The following is a 17,626-nucleotide window of genomic DNA, read 5'->3' as shown; positions in this document are numbered from 1 at the left end:
CTCTATTCTGTATTGGATCGTTCCTCGTCTGCCTCGGAACCATCGTTGAACTCCTCGGCGATGGCATCGACTAACTCCTCACGCTCCAGATTTGCCTTCACGCCGACCTCCTTTGCGATGGACTGAAGCTCCGAGTACTCCATCTTCTCGAGGAGGTCACGGTACGTCTCCTCCCGGATGGCTTGTATCTCGTTGGCGTCGAGATCACTGGGATCGATGCTAGAGTTTTCGTCGCTCATGTCCTCCACGGCTTCTTTCGCGTCCGTCGCCGCCTCTTCGGCGGTCTCTTTCACCTCATCAAGCGACTTCTCTCGCCGTTTGATGTACTCACGGAGCGTGTTTTCGATGGGATTGCGGAACTCCGGTCGGCTCAGCGTCCGCCTGAGTGCCACGATGAACGCACTTATGAGGCGGCGAAGCAGCGAGCGCTCACCGTCGTCGTCGTGCTGAAACGGTAGCTTCGAGACGAGCCAGTCAAACGCAGCGCGGCCGAGGTAGCGTCCAGCGAGTGCGCCGACCGCTTCACCGACCGCCCGTCCGAGCGACGCCCCATCCACTTGCTCGGACACGCTGTCGCCAGCCACCAGCGAACCGACGTCGACCTGCTCGGTTACCTCGTCCACGATCGCCTCCTTCGGGTTGGGATCGTCGGTCATTCGTTCTTGCCTCCCCCATCGCTTTCGGCGTCAATGCTCGTATTTTCTTCACTTGCCTCGCTCTCAGCACCATCGTCTCCCTCATCGTCGGTTTCCTCATCACCGTTCTCGTCCGATGCGGTATCGGACACGGAATCGAGGAGGGAATCCAACAACACGCCACCAAGGAGACCGCCGAGCCACCCGCCGAAGTGGCGACCGACGAACTCCCCGACCGTCGCACCGAGTGACTCCGTCGACGTCTCGTCGTCGAACTCTCCCTCGAGCGGCGTGTCCGCAAACACTTCGTCGAGATCGATGTTCCGAATCGCTGCGCCGAGGTCGAGCGGCGGAGTATCGTCGCTCATGCTTCAGATTCCGCTTCGGACTCCCTGCTGGACTTGTCCGCCGATTCGGAGCCGAACATTTGGTCGACGAACTCTTTGAGGAGCGTCGTTAGCAGTTCGTCGAGTGGTACGTCTGCCAGTGCATCGCGTACCGAATCGCGGGTGGAGTCGACCGCCGACGAGAGCGGGCCAGAACCCTCGAACTCTTCGTCGGAATCGCCGAAGAGACCCTCGAAGAGACTCCCGGAGAACAGGTTCCCTAGCAGTCCTCCCGAGCCGCTGCCGAGCAGGTTTCCGACCCCGGAGAGCAGATTCCCGAGCAATCGACCGGGGCCGCTCACCGCTGTCACATCCAGTTCGACCTCATCGAGATCGACTTCGAGGCCGAGCAAGTCAAGGAATAATCCTTCAAGGTCAAGGTATAACACCGTCGTCTCTCCTTCCTCACGGTAGCCGTACTCGTCTGATTCTTCGTCGCCCTCCTCTGTCGTCTCTTGCGATTCATCCGTCTCGTCCTCGGATTCTTCAGTTTCCTCCTCGCTGGTCTCCTCCGTTTCGTTCGTCTCGTCCGTTCCCTCCTCTTCACCACCGTCGGGCAACAACTGCTTTTTCTCGGAGAGTTGGTGGCAAGACCACTGTCGCTGTCCGGAGCGGTGCTGTTCTCTTCGTTATGGGGTGCGTCGCTACGTTTGGCAGATTCTGACATAGTGACCGACTGGGTTTGAATGGGAAGGGTCGTCACTAAATCATTCTGGTTATCTATGCAAGCTTAACTAGCAGAATACGAGCTCGAAACGGGACGTTGGAGTCAAATCTCCCGCTACTCGAATAGCGTAGAGTGATTCCAGTAGTTCGTTCTTCAACCAGGAAGCGATCATTGCCGACTTTACATCTCTCTTTGATGGGAAACTCCCACGGTAACGCGCTATAACAGGGATGACCTCAGGGAGCAGATCGATCATCCCTTTATAAACATACGAGGTTGAGAAGACTAATCAATTTGAAGGAACTGTCTCTGGCGGGCTTTTCCTTCTTCTGGAAGATATGCAATCACGACATTGTCGGGCCCATGACTAGCAAGAACCTGAGGAAGCCGCTTGAGGTATGATTCCCATCCCCGGGCTCCTTCACGTGGGAGGAGGGCGACAACAAGATCGCCTGCCTCGAATTGATCGTTTGTTTCTGAACGGAGTGCTTGCCAACTGCTCACTGCTTCGAGTTCAAATGGGACTTCTGGTTCAATTGATGTAATCAAGTGTTCATACTGTTCTGTATCGCCATTGATGACAAAATATTGACTGGGGAGGCCTAATTGCTCAGCCACGAGTTTTACCATAAATAATCCTTGAGACAGGCCAGGATGAGTTGCAACACGGTGGGGGAGCACGATTACAAGCCGTTCTGTCGTGTTTATCGGTTGCGTAAGATTTGCCACCAGTACAAACTCGTTCGTTCGACCGAGAAGCTGCTTGATAGCATCCCCAAACAGTCGATACCCAAATCGGTGCTGATTGTTCCATCCCATAATGATGGTCGTAATCCGGTTATCCTTGATTGCACGAACAATCCCTGTTACCACGTTTTCCGCGACCCGTGTCTGTGTGTCAATTGGAACTTCAGCACCGACGGCGTGTTCTTCTGCTGCTTCAAGTGTTTGCTCTGCGTCAGCGACTTCACCTTCTGTCTGTTGGTCTCCCCCTGCTTGCTGATCGTGCGTGTCCGCTTCATCGGTTTCTGATCGATTGGTGGCGGTATAGCGATCCCCAATATCGAGGTTCTGTCCTTTCTCTTCTACGACAGTGAGTGCGTGAATTGGTTCTTCTGATTCGGATGCATGGAGTAGTATCGAGAGATCCAACAGCGTGTCGGTATTATCTGTATATTTGGTGAGGGGGATCAAGAGTCGTTCTGGCGCCTCGCTCGGCTTATACTCCTTCGTTTCTTCAGCCGCGACAACTTCGCGGCCGTATCGCTCCGAGAGATATGGGCTGATTATCCCTGCAATAAGAATCATCAGCACAATCCCATTCACTGCTGAAGTAGTGAATAAGCCGAGATCGGCGCCAATAAATGCGATTGCAAGAGCAGCAGATGCTTGGCCAGTGGAAAGACCGAACATCATCAGCCATTCTGGACGTTCGAATCCATACATACGGCCTGTCACCCACGCTGCGACCAATTTCGTTCCAAGCATAATGGCGAGAATTGTCCCAGCAATTACCCATGGCTGAATCCCTTTCAAGAACAGATCTGGCTGGACGATCATTCCCGTTGAAAGTAAGAAAAATGGGATGAAGAGGGCATTGCCGACGAAGTCGATTCTATTTTGTAACGTACTTGTTGATGGAATAAGCCGGTTTAATGTGAGACCAGCGAGAAACGCACCGATGATCGGCTCAGCTCCAGCAAGGCTTGCAAGATATGCCGTGACGAAGAGAACTGCCATTACAAAGAGGAATTCGAAGTAACTCTCCTCGTTAACATTGCGGAAAAACCACCGTCCAACTCGTGGGACTGCGATCCAGACTCCAACGAAAAAGATCGCGAGTTTAAGGGTAAATTCAACCCAAAAGAGAATCTCAACGTGGCTCTGTGAATGTAAGTTTTCAATTACTGTGAGGATGAGCAGTGCGACCGTATCAGTCAAAATCGTGGCGCTGATCGTCGTCGTTACTGCGTTATTTTTCACGATATCCAATTGCTCTACAATGGGGTATCCAAGAAGCGTATGCGAGGAGAAAATAGAGGCAAACAGGATGGCCGCAATGACTGAGAACTGAAGGATCACGACGCCGCTAATTGTTCCCAGAATCATCGGTAATGAAAATGTTATCAACGCAAATATCGCACTTCGGCTTGGATTCTCTAAGAAATCATTGATATCGATTTCGAGCCCAGAGACGAACATCAGATAGAGGAGTCCAACTGTCCCGAGCAAAACAATCGTGTTGCTCCGGTTGAGAAGACCAAGAGTATGAGGACCAATAAGCACTCCAACCAGTAATACAGCAATGATCCCTGGTAGTTCAAATTGTTCGAGCAAGAGGGGAGCAATTAGAAAAACAACCATTGCGATAGCAAAAATAAGAACTGGATCATTAAACGGCAAACTGATTGTAGGGAGCCCGGGCATAACCACTGGAGGGAAATTCCTTGCGAGTCGCTTAATTCATTCGTTTTCCGGTACAGCAGTCGTATAGCTATGTCTCCTGGTCATTGTTTGCGTAAATACTAAGAGAGATCATATCAGATATTTTCTCCCAGAGTACTAGGCAGATACTAGAGATAAAAAGGGAAGATGCAAACATTATCATCCATGCAATTATAGGAGAAGTGTCTCGAATTTGCCATCCTATATAAAAGATAGTCATACCGCCACCCATTATAATAAGTGGAATTCTGATCCAGACCAATGGCGACTCAATCAAGCGATATCTGGCGGTGGCGCACTTCCTGACCTCGGTGTCTATCCCTTGAATACGAGTCGGTTTCTGCTGGGGAGTGATCCTGTCCGAGTACTTGGATCGGCGATTTCGACGCATGAGCCGTTTTCTGAGGTTGACGAACATATAATATTCCAACTATTTTTCCCCGATGATGTTCTTGCTACGTACACTGCGAGTTTTAGTGTGCAGCCGAATAGCCGCCTCTATGTGCTTGGTACTGAAGGCCAACTTGCAATTACTGCTCCATTTGGTGGTGAAGTTCCGCAACATATCGTTATTGAACGGGGAGAGTTACAAACAGAGCATACTGGTCCTGCAGTCGATGAAGTCCTTGAAGAATTTGACTACTTTGCGAACCATATTCTAACTGATCGAAAACCCGAACCAGATGGAGCCGATGGACTGAAAGACGTTGAAATCATCGAGAAAATCTATGAATCCACTGAATCGAAGTGTTGGGAGCCACTTTGATCTCAAGAACTATTGTACGTGCTTGTCCCGATCGTGGGTGAATCATACCCTGGTATAGTAAGCTGCTATTGAGTATAAACACAATAATGCTCCGAAATTTTACTTAATTTAGTGATAAATGAATTGGACGCTACTCACTCACATCGAATGTGGCTGTATTTAGACAATTCTGAGCTTATTGAGGTGACTATTTCTTGGCGATGCTAGTCTCCACTTGTGAACGACACCGATCGGATCGAGTCTCTATGGAAGAAAAAATCCCCTCCGATACTTCCCACAACAAGTGTGAAAGCTAGCCAAGTGATTAACAATACCTCCGGAACATCGACAATGATGGATACATTCCCTATTCGGTTAATCGACCTAGCAGTGATAATGCATACCAAAACTATCCATAACTCTCCTTTTTGTAGTGGTTGTCGGGCAGGTTGAACTGTTCGACGACGTCGGAGACGCTGTCGGCCATCGCACCGATGCCGCAGACGTACACTTCCATCGATGAGGGGTCGATACGTGCATTGATGTCGTAAACGGGCGTTTCACTTATCCACTCAGCTATCTCCGCAGACAGTTCATCTGTCGCTGTTTCCTGCTCATCGAGATACTTAAGGAACGACTGCTGGACGTACGCCGTCTCGCCATCCCAGTCAGAGAGATACTCTTCACGTGAGCATGTTGGCACGTAGTGGAAGTTCTCCTTCTTCTCGGTATATGCGGCAAATTCTTCCCGATAGGGGAGGTGATCCTCCCAAGAAGAGCCCAGAAAGAGCCAGACATCCCGCTTTGCTCCATTGAATTCGTCGATATTTTCTTCGAATGTATAGTCGATCATACTCTTAAATGGCGCGACGCCGGTTCCCGTGGCGATGAAGATTACGTCGCGATCCGAAGGCGGCGTGAGCGTGAATTCATCGCCGAACGGGCCGCGGACGAAGAGGTCGTCACCGACGACCGTCTCGTCACACAGCGTCGGCGTTAAGTGGCCACCAGGAACCCGTCGGATACATAATTCAATATTCTCACTGTTTGGTGAACTAGCGATAGAATACACTCGAGGCTCCTCATCCTCATAGCTGATGCGGACGTACTGGCCTGGGACGAACTCAAGTCTCTCCTCTGGGTCGAACTCCAATTTGAGTAGCGACGGAAATGGGCGTTCGGCTCGTTCTTTCAGCGAACTGAGTCGGCCGCTTAGGTGTTCTTCACCTTGCTGTGAGAGTTCTGCGACGATCTCGTCCCATGCCTCATCGTTATCAGTCACGGAGCCAAGTTCATTGATGTCGACGTAATCCACAAGCCAGTCACGGTCTGCATCTAATGCCTTTCTAATCTCATCTTCTCGGTTATGATCCATCGCCGTCGTCTCAACGATGGAGGCGTGCTGATCAATAATCTCCATAACCTCGGCCTCCTCCGCGAGTGAACGGTCGGGGGTCATGTTATTCGTATTATTCCGCCGAATCTGGGTTATGTTCTTCGGCCTTGTAATGGTATTAACGCTCTAATTACCTTCCATCGTTATGTCTAAATAACCCTTAAGCCACTCGCTTAATTATAAGGTAGCTAAATATAATGAACATTTATAGAGTTTTTCCACTCAGTTTGTAGAATCATGCCACAAACCAGAACTTATAACTCAAGAAAATTAACGGATTACTCCGTTTGCGTGGTTTCTCTAGTCGGTATTTCTTCGCCAGCTTCCGACTTGGAAAACCGCATGAAATATTGGAAAGTGGCTACAGTAATGAATACTGAAATAGTTGAAAGAATGATAAACGCATCATAAAGTGTCGAAGAAATAAGGCCACGCGAGCGGCCGATCTCGGCTGCCGCAACGCTGAGCGAAAGCCGTCCTGGCATTGTTGCGGCAAGTAACAACGTGGTCTTTCGACCGATATCCATTGTAAATCCGCCGATTAGCGCGCTGACAAACTTCGAGCCGATGCCAACAATGATAACCAGTGCAATTAGCCCCAGCCCCGCCGAATAAAGACTGGAGATGCTGAAATTCATCCCGACATAAAAGAAAAACGCCGACGCAGCCAATGTGATGATCGGACGAGTCGCTGTCTCTACGTCTGGACCATTATCGTGAGTGATCTCATCAAGCAGTAAACCGGCGAAAAATCCGCCGAGAATCGCATGGATACCGAGCCACTCAGTAAGTAATGCGAGTGTTAGCGTGAGAAGAATGCTCGTTTTTACTGGATCCTCGGCTAACCGTGGTGGAGCAATTCGAGAAAGCTTGTCAAGGAAGAAAAGAGGGATGACTACAAAGAAGAGCACAAGTGCCGCCGTCACGGCGACTGCGCCAATTAATGGGTTCGGGCTGGTCAGCGCAATACCGTACGCAAGCGCGATAATCGAGAGAACATCGTTTAGGCCCGTAACTGAGAGGATAAGTTGACCACCCTCATACTCCAGCAGATGGAAATCAACGAGTAGTGGATGAACAAGCCCAAGCGAGGTAGTCGAGATAACGATCCCAACGAGATACGCAGCAAAGAGATTGAAGCCGAGATAAACTGCAAGGCCTGCCCCAGCAAGGAAAGGTATCATGAACGTAAGCCCACCGAGAATACCGATTCGTTTCGGTTGGCGTCGGATCAGACCTAGATCGAGTTCAATTCCTGCCTGAAACATAATCAGGAGGAGGCCGAACGCTGCAAGTGTGACAAGGAAATCGTATCCAGGTAACCCCGGACTGATAATACCAAGCAGTGATCCGAAGATAATGCCTGCGAGAATCTCAGTAGCGACGATCGGGATGCCATAGTCCTCGAGGAAACGTAGGCTATAATTCGTCCCATAGACGATGACAAGAACGAGGACGAAGTGAAAATTGAAGGCCATCGTAGGTAGATACGGTCACACCAGTAAAAAACGCAGGGATATTATTGCATAGCCACTATTTGCGTCTTACTTCCTTTAAGACACTTCAGGTAATACTGCCTGTATGAGTTGAATAACTAAATTATTATCACCATAAACCTTGCTTACTGTACTACCTCGTCTACAAACCATCGATAAATTAGGAACTGATAAAAATATTTTGATGAAGTTGTTATCTAATACGTCTGAGAAAGGCGTTAACTACGTTGATGACCGATGGTCCATCAGGATGAGGAAGCATCGGTTTTTGTCTCAGTTATATACAGCAACGAACAATGACTTGTGATAACAAGCGTCGGAAGCTTATGGACATCGAATAGGTACAATTATGAATGAAAATAACCGAAAGAAATGGACTATCGTCATTCCTCTAGGTGTGTTATTAGGCGGTGGAATGGTTGCTTTTTATGCTGGATGGAAAATTCGGACGATGAATTCTGGAGTAGCGTGGGGTACGATGTTTGTTTCTTTTCTGTTCGTTATGCTTATTAGTCACTTACTGTGGAATCACGTAACAGAAACAGCTTAATACGATTTACTACACTATTATTTGTAGCATTTTCATTATTAACTTTTAAAAGAATATATAGTATTTAATATTTGTATTTTTACAACACATGCAAGGTTAATACAGAATTCCAATTTAATCACCGCCTCTTGAGGTGAAATTCGAAAGAGTAGAACGAAAATCATGGAGTAAACAACAAGATTTGTGCGAAGCATAAAGAGCATAATTAACATGAGCTCATTCCCCAACCAATTATTTATTGAGATGGTGTTAGCACCTATCCGCTTTCCTTTGTAGCAAAATTTCGCCTAGCATCGAAATACCCATTTGCTTTCCGCGTTCAATGGTATAGCGATGCGGCTTATTCAAGTACTTGTGCCGGACGAACATCAGAATCAGGTGTTCGAAGTTTTAGATGAACAAAATTTCACATATGTGACTACTGAAGAGGCGCGACGAGATGGTTATCTGGTTTTGTATTTCCCATTGCCAACAGAGGCCGTTGAAGATATTCTCGCACAACTTCGCGATATAGGACTTGATGAAAGTGAGTATACAGTCATCACGGACATCGAAACTGCAACGACGCCAAATATTGGTGAACTTGAAAAAGACTATGTGGAAGAATCCGAGGATGTTTCACGGATCTCTCACGCGGAACTTCGATCATCAGCGCACGATTTGAAACCAGATACGCTAACCTTCGTTTCGTTAGCTATCTTAAGCGCAATTGTAGCAACGACCGGTCTCCTTCTTGAATCGGCTATTGTAATCACTGGAGCAATGGTCATTGCGCCCTTCGTCGGAGCAGCACTCTCTGCAAGTATTGGTGCTGTTATTAGTGATCGAACAGTTTTGGCTAATAGCATAAAATATCAGATTTTAGGTTTAACAGCGGCGATTGTGAGTGCTAGTATTACGAGTTATCTGCTAAAAGTAACATCTACTGTCCCAACCTCTCTTGCAGTCATATATAATACGCAGATCAACAGCTTTAGCACACCAAATCTACTTGTGTTGCTGATTGCGATCGGTGCTGGGGCGGCTGGAGCACTTGCCCTTACTACAGATATTTCAACAGCACTCGCTGGCGTGGCCGTCGCTGCAGCACTTGTGCCAGCAGCTGCAACTGTTGGTGTGACAATTGTCTGGGTTCAGCCAGGCCTTGCTCTAAGCGCCTTATTCGTATTATTCGTAAACATTCTCTTCATAAACCTGTCTGCTTACGTGACCTTCTTGATTCTCGGCTATCGACCTTCAGGTATTGCAAGTCTCCGACCAAATCTTTCTCAGCCACTTCGGACGTCTGGATATACGCTCTTTCTTGGTGTGAGCATCGTAGTTATTGTCATAACAATTTTTGTTGCAGCTCAGTATTTCCTGTTTGTTCAAACCACTAACTCGCAAGTTAATGACGTACTCACCCAATCTGAATACCAACAACTTGAGCTCATTGAGATTACTCGGACATATAGCGACCCTCCACCATTTGGGCAGAAAGAATCTGTTACAGTTGTCATCGCTCGGCCTGCTGGTCAGCAGTATCCCCAACTCGCCGAACGGCTTCAACAACAAATTGAACGGAATACTGATCACCAGGTTACTGTCCAAGTGCGGTTTATCGACTACCAGCGATCAAACCCCTCTAGCTGATCTTTTTCTGTGCCCAAATTGAGTTTATCGACTATATTGATCGGTGCTGTAGCAAGTTTCTCGTCTCGCTAGTCTTGCTCTGTTTGCAGAAAATTATTTAGTAAACTACTCTACCTTGCTCGGTCTTGCAGTCTTGCTGAAGACGGGATTTCCTGGTTCGACGACACGCAGTGCAGATACAATGGTGACCATATAGAGCGCAGTCACCGTAGGTGGTTGTTCAGGAAGAACCACCCTATATCGGTGAGTCCAAGAGAAAGAATGCTGTAAGCGGCATTCACGTCGAGATCGCACGTGAAGCCACATTTCACTCTCAGTGACGAGTGATCTCTTCTGGGGGGGCCGACTCGGATTGACAACTATCCACCAACATCAGATACGGTGGTAGAATCGATTTACTACTTGTTATAATCAGGGAATTGGGGTTATATACGAATCGAAAAAATCCTTCGCATAAGGGTAATAACCACCCTCACTATGAACATAGACGTGAGAATCATCGACCTCTAGTGCCCATACGCCAATTATTTTGTCGGGTAGACTCAAAAAAAGCGTGTGAACCGAATAGACGAACCCAAAAACGGATCACGACTAATCCGATGGCTAGTTCTTGATGGCGATCGACTACGGATAGCAGGGGCCATGTCCGGGATCATCTTCTTTTTATGCGCTATTTCCGCACAGGTGAATATTATCAATGTTCAAAATATTAGTTCCGTTACAACGCTCCTGAGTGCACTCGTTGGTGGTACGCTTCCATTTATCACTGTCGTCCTCGCGATTAACCAGCTTATCCTCTCAGAAGAATTTGGATCAACCGGTACATTCCGCGATCGGCTAGAGGAAACCGAATCCTTTCGCCGCACCGTCGAAAACGATGCTGGCCTTACTATCAGCCCGATTGATCCCACGAATTTCCTACGTACCCTTGTTTTGGCGACGCACGACCGTGCAATTGCACTGCAGGAAATCTGTGATAAGAGGCATAATTCTCAACTTCAGGAGGCAGTAAGAAATTTCGTTGATGACACTACTGCCGAGGCTGAAAAAGCAGCGACCACCTTAGCAAATGCCCAGTTTGGATCATTTGAAGTAGTTTCAGTGATATTAGATTACAACGATTCAAGACATCTATACACAGCTCGCCGTATTCAGGCTGAATACACTGATGCTCTTTCGGATCCTCTAAGTGAAACATTTGATGAGATCGAAGCTCTTTTAGAGGATCTTCATATAGCACGGCAATACTTTAAAACAGTGTTTGTCCAGCAAGAACTTGCCGACCTTTCGAGGTTACTATTGTATCCCGGTTTTGTTGCGCTCTTAGGTAGCGGCTTTATGATACTAGGTTACGAAAATCTTCTTAACGCGACAGTTGGACAAGCAGTTCCCATACTCCTCGTCAGTGCGACGGTCACACTCTTATTCGTACCCTTTGTAGTCCTTCTCGTTTATGTCCTGCGAATCGCCACTGTAGCACGGCGCACTGCAGGTGATTTTGGCCCATTCATCCTTCAACAAGGGATTCCGGACGAGAACGAGGACAACCTCTAAGTTCGATCAACGGTTTAACTGAGAAACTCTCAAAAAACACGATTCAAATAATATTTTCCCTCAAGATAAGAAAATTACCAGTGATAAAGATGAAGCGATGAAAGAGATTAGGAGGATATCTGAATCAGTATGCTGAGAAAACACCTGTATGAACCCGTTTGTGGTCAAACAAACCAGGATAAACCTGGCGATAACATTAAAATTGAGAGAGGAAACTCGAAATAGTGGCTACCGCCCAGCGGCACATCACAATCGGTTTAAATGAAAAGTTCAGATAGAAAACTATGATCGCAACATTCGTACAGTAAAACCAGGGAAATTAACTATAATTTAGTCAACTGAGGTAGAATCTGCTACTCATGTCGTCTTTACACGTTTGGACAAGGACGTGAACTGAGATAACACCGACATCTTTGAACTGCCAAAAGAGTATGCTCTGAATCGACCTACTGGAACGGACGATTCTTTAGCTGTGCCTGTAGAACAGGTAGCGGCCGACTTCGCGATATTATACTCATCTCTACTCATTGATGCGGACAACATGCTTACGGTGATTGGGGCTCATATCTGAAGCATGTACGACGCAGTGCTCTTTCCAACTGATGGGAGTGAGATAGCGACACAAGCACTCGAGCATGCAATCTCACACGCCCAGGTCTACAATGCGTCGTTCTACGTCTTATACGTCATTGATACTCGATTTTACAGTACGAGTGGGGAGGAGTTTGAGCGAGAAACACTCAGCGGTGAACAGATCCTAGATGAGACGGAGGCAGCGGCATCATCGCAGGGAATTGCTGCGACAACAGCGGTACGTGATGGCAATCCTGCTGATGAAATTGTAAGTTATGCCAATGACCAAGATATTGATCTGATTATCATGGCCACACATGGTCGGAAAAGTGTAGATCGATTCTTACATGGGAGTATCACTGAAACAGTGCTTCGGACGGCTGAGCAACCGGTTCTTGCTGTGTGAATCTAAACCTTGTGAAATTGAGAGTTATGACCGCATCCATAACTTAATGCACGTGATCGGCCAGCCCGTCTAACGGCGCAACAGTTGTATCCTCTGTCGAGAAACAAATAGAACCATACGGCGACAGAGGCCAACGGTACCTTCAAGAGTGCTTTAACCGGATTTCATGTTTGTGTACCAATACGAGGTACTTTACTCCTCTTGAATCACCTTGAGGAAGGCTTCACTCGCCGTGCTCCCTCGATACCGAATTGTCTGACTCCGCGTATCATACTCGATGAGGCGGTGATCAGCGAGAGCCGGGAGATGCTGATGTACCAGGACAATCTGTGCCTGGTGGCGTGATGTGATCGACTCCACGTTGTTGTGAACGTGGTCAGCCAGCTCGTCGAGTGTGGCACTGTCCGTGTCCTTCGTTTGAAGATATGAGAGCACTGTGCGACGACACGGAACTGCGAGTACCTTCAACAGTGCGTCGATCGGGATATCGTGCGTAGTATGCTTGTGGACTGGCATTTTCTCTCCCTTCAGCGTGGCGTAGCGGATCTCGCTGGAACACCATCAATGGGTATCCACGAGTATCGTCCCGCTGAACTCCACACCGGTAGATATCCACAGTCGTGCTATCGTCTTAGTCTCTCTAACCAGATGTTCAAACGCTACAAATTAACATCTATCTGATCTTATAGTGTTTTATATGGAATAATTGGTCAAAATAGCTACTGCGATCATTTCTCTGCTCTCTACGCCGTATGTGGACACACGTACCAATGGAGTTTTTACGCCTCGAAGGCGAAAGGGGTACACCAATGACCAGTGAGCAGTACCAGCCTCAAAACCTCTTTCACCCCGACCACTGCTATCAGGTCTCTGTCGACGAAAACGGCCATGAGACGCTGAGTATGCGGATAAGTGAGGCGATGGCAACTGTTGTTGAGAACGATCTGCGTGAAATTCCACCTCTCTACGATGTCATCGACCCAGACGCACTCAATAATGTCTTTCACTCTTTCTCAGTGGAGACTCACCGGCCACACCACTCGCTCACTGAGATCGTGTTTTCATGGTATGACCATGCTGTCCGCGTGCGACAAACGGGTGAGATTCGTATCACGAACCAACCCGTCATTCCTGAGATCGGCACAGACGCCGCCTCATCTGCTGTATTCTCTGCTGAAGCACTGTCTGACACAGATGGAGTCGCTTATGAGTATGCCCCAGCCGAGGACGTAGGGACGGCAGTTGTCCTCGCGATTGCCGATGAAGTCGGGGTTGAACCACGTGCGTTACGAGAACGGTTGTCGGATCGCATCAATCCGGACGTGCTCACTAACTTGTTTGGCCCGAAACTCGATGGAACATCGCGACCTGGTGGCTATGTCTCGTTCGCGTTTCAGGGTTATTTCGTCACAGTTTCAAGCGATGGGACGATCACAATGCAGTCCGAACTAGCCCAGCTGAAACAAGAGGGTGGGAACGTCCTCGTGGTTGGAGATGTCCCTGATGACGTCTTCGCCACTGCACGATCATTCCTTGTTGGAGATCCTAAGCCAACCCAACATGATTTGTATACGCTACTTGACCGTTCGCCAGCGGCTCTCCAACAGTCTGCAACACCAGTACAGCCCACTCTAGGTACTGGTGAGATTCTTGATTATCAAATACCAGTGAGATCGGCGGGAGTACGTGAGTTTCCATCAGAGCACCAAACCCAAAATACCCAGATTACTCAGGTTACAGGGGAACTGTCCGACCTTCGCACGACACTGATTCAGTCACTCGCAAAATACGAGCATGACATAGCTGATCCTGCTGTGGCTGATCTCCGGCTCTACATTGATTCGCTTCGCCCGATCATTGATGATGCTGACACTGACGTTGCCACGTTTTTACAGCCACTCCAGCACGCTGTGAGCGCTGTGGGTGCAGTTGGCTATTATCTTCTCCCAGGTGATCGAAATGTGCCGTGGATTCAGGAACTTGAAGCAGACTTTGATGCCGTAATCGAACTCCGCATTGGCACGTCTGGCCCTGAACAACGGTGGTCTCTTCGCCAGACTGGCTATACAACGCGGTGGTTCTCACTTGACTAATATACTATTTTCACTAGTCAATATTAAGGATTTAATACTCGACCACAGATCCAGGTATCAGTAGTACTGCCAACGGAATCGAGACAGCAGAACACGGCTAGCGATCGATATCCGTTTTGAGGACGTGTGCTAGTTCCTGCATTGCCGCTTGGTCATATTGGGTCAAATCATACCGATTACTGTTATTTCGCTCGCTATACACACCGAGAATGCCGAATTGGACGAGCAGTGAGAGGATATTCCCGAGCATACGCCGATCGAGCGCTGGCTCGTCGAGTATCTCATAGAGTTGGCTCACACACGGATAGTTGCGCTGGCATGCTTCGAGTGCCTGCTGAGCCTCCTGATGATGAGCAGAGAGCAAGCCGTATTGCGTTGGCTGTGCTTCACGAAGATCCCGGATGCGTGTGATGAGGGTGTCTGGCATGGTTTACTAATACTATTTATCACATCTTCTATCTATAAATCTATCGCTTTCATATCATTTTAGACTGATTTAGTTCTATCACTTCGAGTCTCTGTACGTATAGAATCAACATGGAGCAGAAGAAACGGAGCAACGATCTGACTGGTTCCGAAAGAGTGTCTGTGAAACGTTAGAAACGCTCTCGTAACGTCCCTGCAGACACTTTGTCGACTATTCTAGGTTTCAAAAATTCTCAGAGTAAGAAATACGGTGATCCGAAATATGAATGTCGGTGACGAATTATTAACTATCTTATATCGAGGGTGAATATCCGTGTGCGATCGCTCATAGCAGCCATACGCCAAGAAATTTTATCGGAGATTCGACCACAAGGCATTGAGCAACCCGACGCTCGTTAACTTCTTCAAGCGCTGCGACCGAGAAGAGATGTACGACCGTCTATCCGAACATGATGACCTCGTGGCTGCTACCAGTATAATCGACCTAGAAGCAGATCGGTAGGCTGCTAGTGTGTACACTGCACTTAGGCTCATACGGTTCTATCAAGTAATGATCGAGGTTGGATCGTTCGAAATGTCGGAAGCATATTAACAGTTAATCAGATTGAGTTGGTTCGATTTTTTCTCTATCTTCTAATATAGAAAATTCCCCAGAGAGTTCTCGCTGTGGATATGGGATATCAATCTCATTTTCGTCAAAGCGAGCTTTGACACGAGAGACGTATTCGCTTCGAATACGCAAAAATTTCGCCCGATTTGGATTACTGATCCAGATTCGAGAAACAAGACCGACATACGAGTCTGCAAGAGCATTCTCACTCATTCGGATAGTAGGTTCGGGTGAGTCCAGAATTTCAGAGTGGTTTTTTGCTTCTTGGTAAAGGATATCTGTCGCTTGTTGAATGTCATCTTCATAGCCAATCCCGAATTCAAAGGTAATTCGAAGTTGCTCCTTTGCCATCGGATTTTTGATGACATCACTCGTGAGAACAGAATTCGGTACAGGAAGTAACTCATTATCAAAAGTACGAACACGGGTTACACGAAGGCCGATATCCTCGACAATACCTGCATAGCTACTCCACTCAATCCACTCTCCAATTCGAAACGGCCGATCAGTATAGATGAAAATCCCCGAAACAAAATTCTTAATTGTTTCTTGGAGTGCAAAGCCGATTGCAAGCGTTGCCGCAGCTCCAATCGTTGCTAAGGAAGTCAAAAGGTTCCCATACCCTGCGAACCCAAATGCAATTGCGATAATAATCAACAGTAATAACCCTTTTGAAAGGCGTTTGAGGGGTCGTTGAGCGTGTTGATCAAGCCCACGACGATCAAGTACTCGATCAATAAATGGGAGAACAATCAACTGTCCAATCATATAGAGGCCCACTACTGTGCCAGCAAATGTGATTAGTGCCCCAAGCGCCTCGGGAAATGGGATACCAAGATCACGTAATACCTTCCCAACTGGGCCAAGTTGCGGATTTAGCACTGCTTCAGTTGCTTGGGTTGCAGTCTCAGTACTGTTTGCTGTCTTATTCGGTTCTGCTTGCTGGAATTGTAAGTATATTCTATTCATGGAACCTTGGCTCATACTATCCTCTTGATTTGCTCATTAGTATTAGACTCTTAACTGGTTACCGTACGTACTATCATTTATTCGTCGAACGCATTGCTATTATATAATGCCCACATCGAACGCGCTATGCGAAGATGGTATAGAGGACCGTTCAGATATTTCGATTAGTCGTTGTTTCATACCTAACCCACTGTGGTAGCGTAGGGCATTTCAATATTTATGTCTTAAAAAGAATGATCTTCTAGTTGTTAGATTCTATTGTAATAATGCTCAGTAGTGGCAATGATAGAAATCATTTGGCGTCAGTTGGAGTAACCCATATTGACCTTCCTACATTACTGCGCTGTTTGATTGCAGTGATAAACCCCGAGTAAGTCATCACGGAGATATACTGATGATACCCAGCCAGACGACCGTCGATAGCATGAAATGCTATCGATCACAGCACAAAGAATCAATCATCTCCAGAAATATTAGTACCGTTCGGTGGGATGAGGTAGTATATGAGTCGGCAAAATCGCCGTTTCCAATTTGCGGATGTTGCTCAGCAATTCGTCGGCGGCTTTCTGTTTGCGGGACCATTCGTCGTCACCGACGAAGTATGGTGGTTAGCAAGTAATATGTCGTGGCTCCACGCTTTGGTCGCCGTTGGGATTGTCTTTGCTATTGGGTATGGAGCACTCTACGAAGCGGATGATGACCGCGATCCAGATCACGAGGCGTCGATCATTGGTCTTCCACTCCGATTTATCTCACTCATCATTATTGCCTTTTCATCGGTTCTTCTACTTGCGTTCACATTTAATTCACCAGCGACATTCATCCCCGGACATAATGAAGTCGTAACAACATCGGTCTATGTAGCTGTCACATTCAAAGCAATAAGTGTCAGCGCGGTTTTCAGTGTTGTTGGTGCTGCAACAGCCGACTCCGTATTCTAATATCGCTGTCCAAGTCAGATTAGATATCTTATAAAAAGATCACTTGGCTGTATTTCACAGATGATCCTATTATTAATTAATAAATTTAAGGTGGGAATTAAT

General features: G+C 47.4%; 15 protein-coding genes. 6 read left to right on the top strand and 9 right to left on the bottom strand.

Annotated features, from left to right (window positions below; all coding sequences use genetic code 11):
- Positions 1 to 2 precede the first annotated feature (2 nt).
- The 4 genes from LIW51_RS37795 to LIW51_RS37780 all read right to left on the bottom strand — a co-directional run bounded on the left by LIW51_RS37795 (position 3) and on the right by LIW51_RS37780 (position 4,115).
- On the bottom strand, positions 3 to 656 hold the full coding sequence (locus LIW51_RS37795) for a hypothetical protein (protein WP_227380824.1): 654 nt from the start codon (positions 654 to 656) through the stop codon (positions 3 to 5).
- The gene (locus LIW51_RS37790) at positions 653 to 1,003 is read right to left on the bottom strand and encodes a hypothetical protein (RefSeq protein ID WP_227380823.1); all 351 of its coding nucleotides are present in this window, start codon (positions 1,001 to 1,003) and stop codon (positions 653 to 655) included. The genes LIW51_RS37795 and LIW51_RS37790 overlap by 4 nt, the downstream gene beginning before the upstream one ends.
- Entirely contained in the window at positions 1,000 to 1,581 is a 582-nt protein-coding gene (locus LIW51_RS37785) for a hypothetical protein (RefSeq protein WP_227380822.1), read from the bottom strand. The genes LIW51_RS37790 and LIW51_RS37785 overlap by 4 nt, the downstream gene beginning before the upstream one ends.
- Positions 1,582 to 1,973: 392 nt before the next feature.
- On the bottom strand, positions 1,974 to 4,115 hold the full coding sequence (locus LIW51_RS37780; protein WP_227380821.1) for a cation:proton antiporter: 2,142 nt from the start codon (positions 4,113 to 4,115) through the stop codon (positions 1,974 to 1,976).
- 211 nt (positions 4,116 to 4,326) lie between these two features.
- Between LIW51_RS37780 and LIW51_RS37775 the strand changes: the two genes are divergently transcribed.
- Positions 4,327 to 4,899, top strand: coding sequence for a Gfo/Idh/MocA family protein (locus LIW51_RS37775; protein ID WP_227380820.1), 573 nt, complete (start codon positions 4,327 to 4,329; stop codon positions 4,897 to 4,899).
- 388 nt (positions 4,900 to 5,287) lie between these two features.
- On the opposite strand, the gene LIW51_RS37770 is transcribed toward LIW51_RS37775, so the two are convergent.
- A complete protein-coding gene (locus LIW51_RS37770) occupies positions 5,288 to 6,337 on the bottom strand; it encodes an FAD-binding oxidoreductase (RefSeq protein WP_227380819.1) in 1,050 nt (349 codons plus the stop codon).
- A 215-nt stretch (positions 6,338 to 6,552) separates the two neighbouring features.
- Entirely contained in the window at positions 6,553 to 7,752 is a 1,200-nt protein-coding gene (locus LIW51_RS37765) for a cation:proton antiporter (protein ID WP_227380818.1), read from the bottom strand.
- 901 nt (positions 7,753 to 8,653) lie between these two features.
- Here LIW51_RS37765 and LIW51_RS37760 point away from each other — a divergent pair.
- The 3 genes from LIW51_RS37760 to LIW51_RS37750 all read left to right on the top strand — a co-directional run bounded on the left by LIW51_RS37760 (position 8,654) and on the right by LIW51_RS37750 (position 12,485).
- Positions 8,654 to 9,952, top strand: coding sequence for a TIGR00341 family protein (locus tag LIW51_RS37760; protein ID WP_227380817.1), 1,299 nt, complete (start codon positions 8,654 to 8,656; stop codon positions 9,950 to 9,952).
- 555 nt (positions 9,953 to 10,507) lie between these two features.
- On the top strand, positions 10,508 to 11,506 hold the full coding sequence (locus LIW51_RS37755; RefSeq protein WP_497007429.1) for a DUF7972 family membrane protein: 999 nt from the start codon (positions 10,508 to 10,510) through the stop codon (positions 11,504 to 11,506).
- A gap of 574 nt (positions 11,507 to 12,080) precedes the next feature.
- Positions 12,081 to 12,485, top strand: coding sequence for a universal stress protein (locus tag LIW51_RS37750; RefSeq protein WP_227380986.1), 405 nt, complete (start codon positions 12,081 to 12,083; stop codon positions 12,483 to 12,485).
- 192 nt (positions 12,486 to 12,677) lie between these two features.
- Here the strand turns inward: LIW51_RS37750 and LIW51_RS37745 are convergent, their stop codons facing one another.
- Positions 12,678 to 13,001: a DUF7344 domain-containing protein gene (locus LIW51_RS37745; RefSeq protein ID WP_227380985.1), complete on the bottom strand. Its 324-nt coding sequence runs from the start codon at positions 12,999 to 13,001 to the stop codon at positions 12,678 to 12,680.
- Positions 13,002 to 13,294: 293 nt separating this feature from the next.
- Here LIW51_RS37745 and LIW51_RS37740 point away from each other — a divergent pair, with 293 nt between their 5' ends.
- Positions 13,295 to 14,578: a DUF7504 family protein gene (locus LIW51_RS37740; protein WP_227380984.1), complete on the top strand. Its 1,284-nt coding sequence runs from the start codon at positions 13,295 to 13,297 to the stop codon at positions 14,576 to 14,578.
- A 97-nt stretch (positions 14,579 to 14,675) separates the two neighbouring features.
- Here LIW51_RS37740 and LIW51_RS37735 read toward each other — a convergent pair whose 3' ends face one another.
- Together LIW51_RS37735 and LIW51_RS37730 are read right to left on the bottom strand one after the other, a co-directional pair.
- Complete coding sequence (locus tag LIW51_RS37735) at positions 14,676 to 15,005, bottom strand: hypothetical protein (protein WP_227380983.1); 330 nt, start codon at positions 15,003 to 15,005, stop codon at positions 14,676 to 14,678.
- A 594-nt stretch (positions 15,006 to 15,599) separates the two neighbouring features.
- Complete coding sequence (locus LIW51_RS37730) at positions 15,600 to 16,598, bottom strand: mechanosensitive ion channel family protein (protein WP_227380982.1); 999 nt, start codon at positions 16,596 to 16,598, stop codon at positions 15,600 to 15,602.
- 488 nt (positions 16,599 to 17,086) lie between these two features.
- Here LIW51_RS37730 and LIW51_RS37725 point away from each other — a divergent pair, with 488 nt between their 5' ends.
- Positions 17,087 to 17,524: a DUF2391 family protein gene (locus LIW51_RS37725; protein WP_227380981.1), complete on the top strand. Its 438-nt coding sequence runs from the start codon at positions 17,087 to 17,089 to the stop codon at positions 17,522 to 17,524.
- The last annotated feature ends 102 nt before the right edge of the window (positions 17,525 to 17,626 follow it).

Origin of the sequence: Haladaptatus halobius (assembly GCF_020618475.1) — an archaeon.
GTDB lineage: Archaea > Halobacteriota > Halobacteria > Halobacteriales > Haladaptataceae > Haladaptatus > Haladaptatus halobius.
The sequence above is the reverse complement of the archived record's forward strand: the minus strand, read 5'-3'. Positions and strand labels throughout refer to the sequence as shown.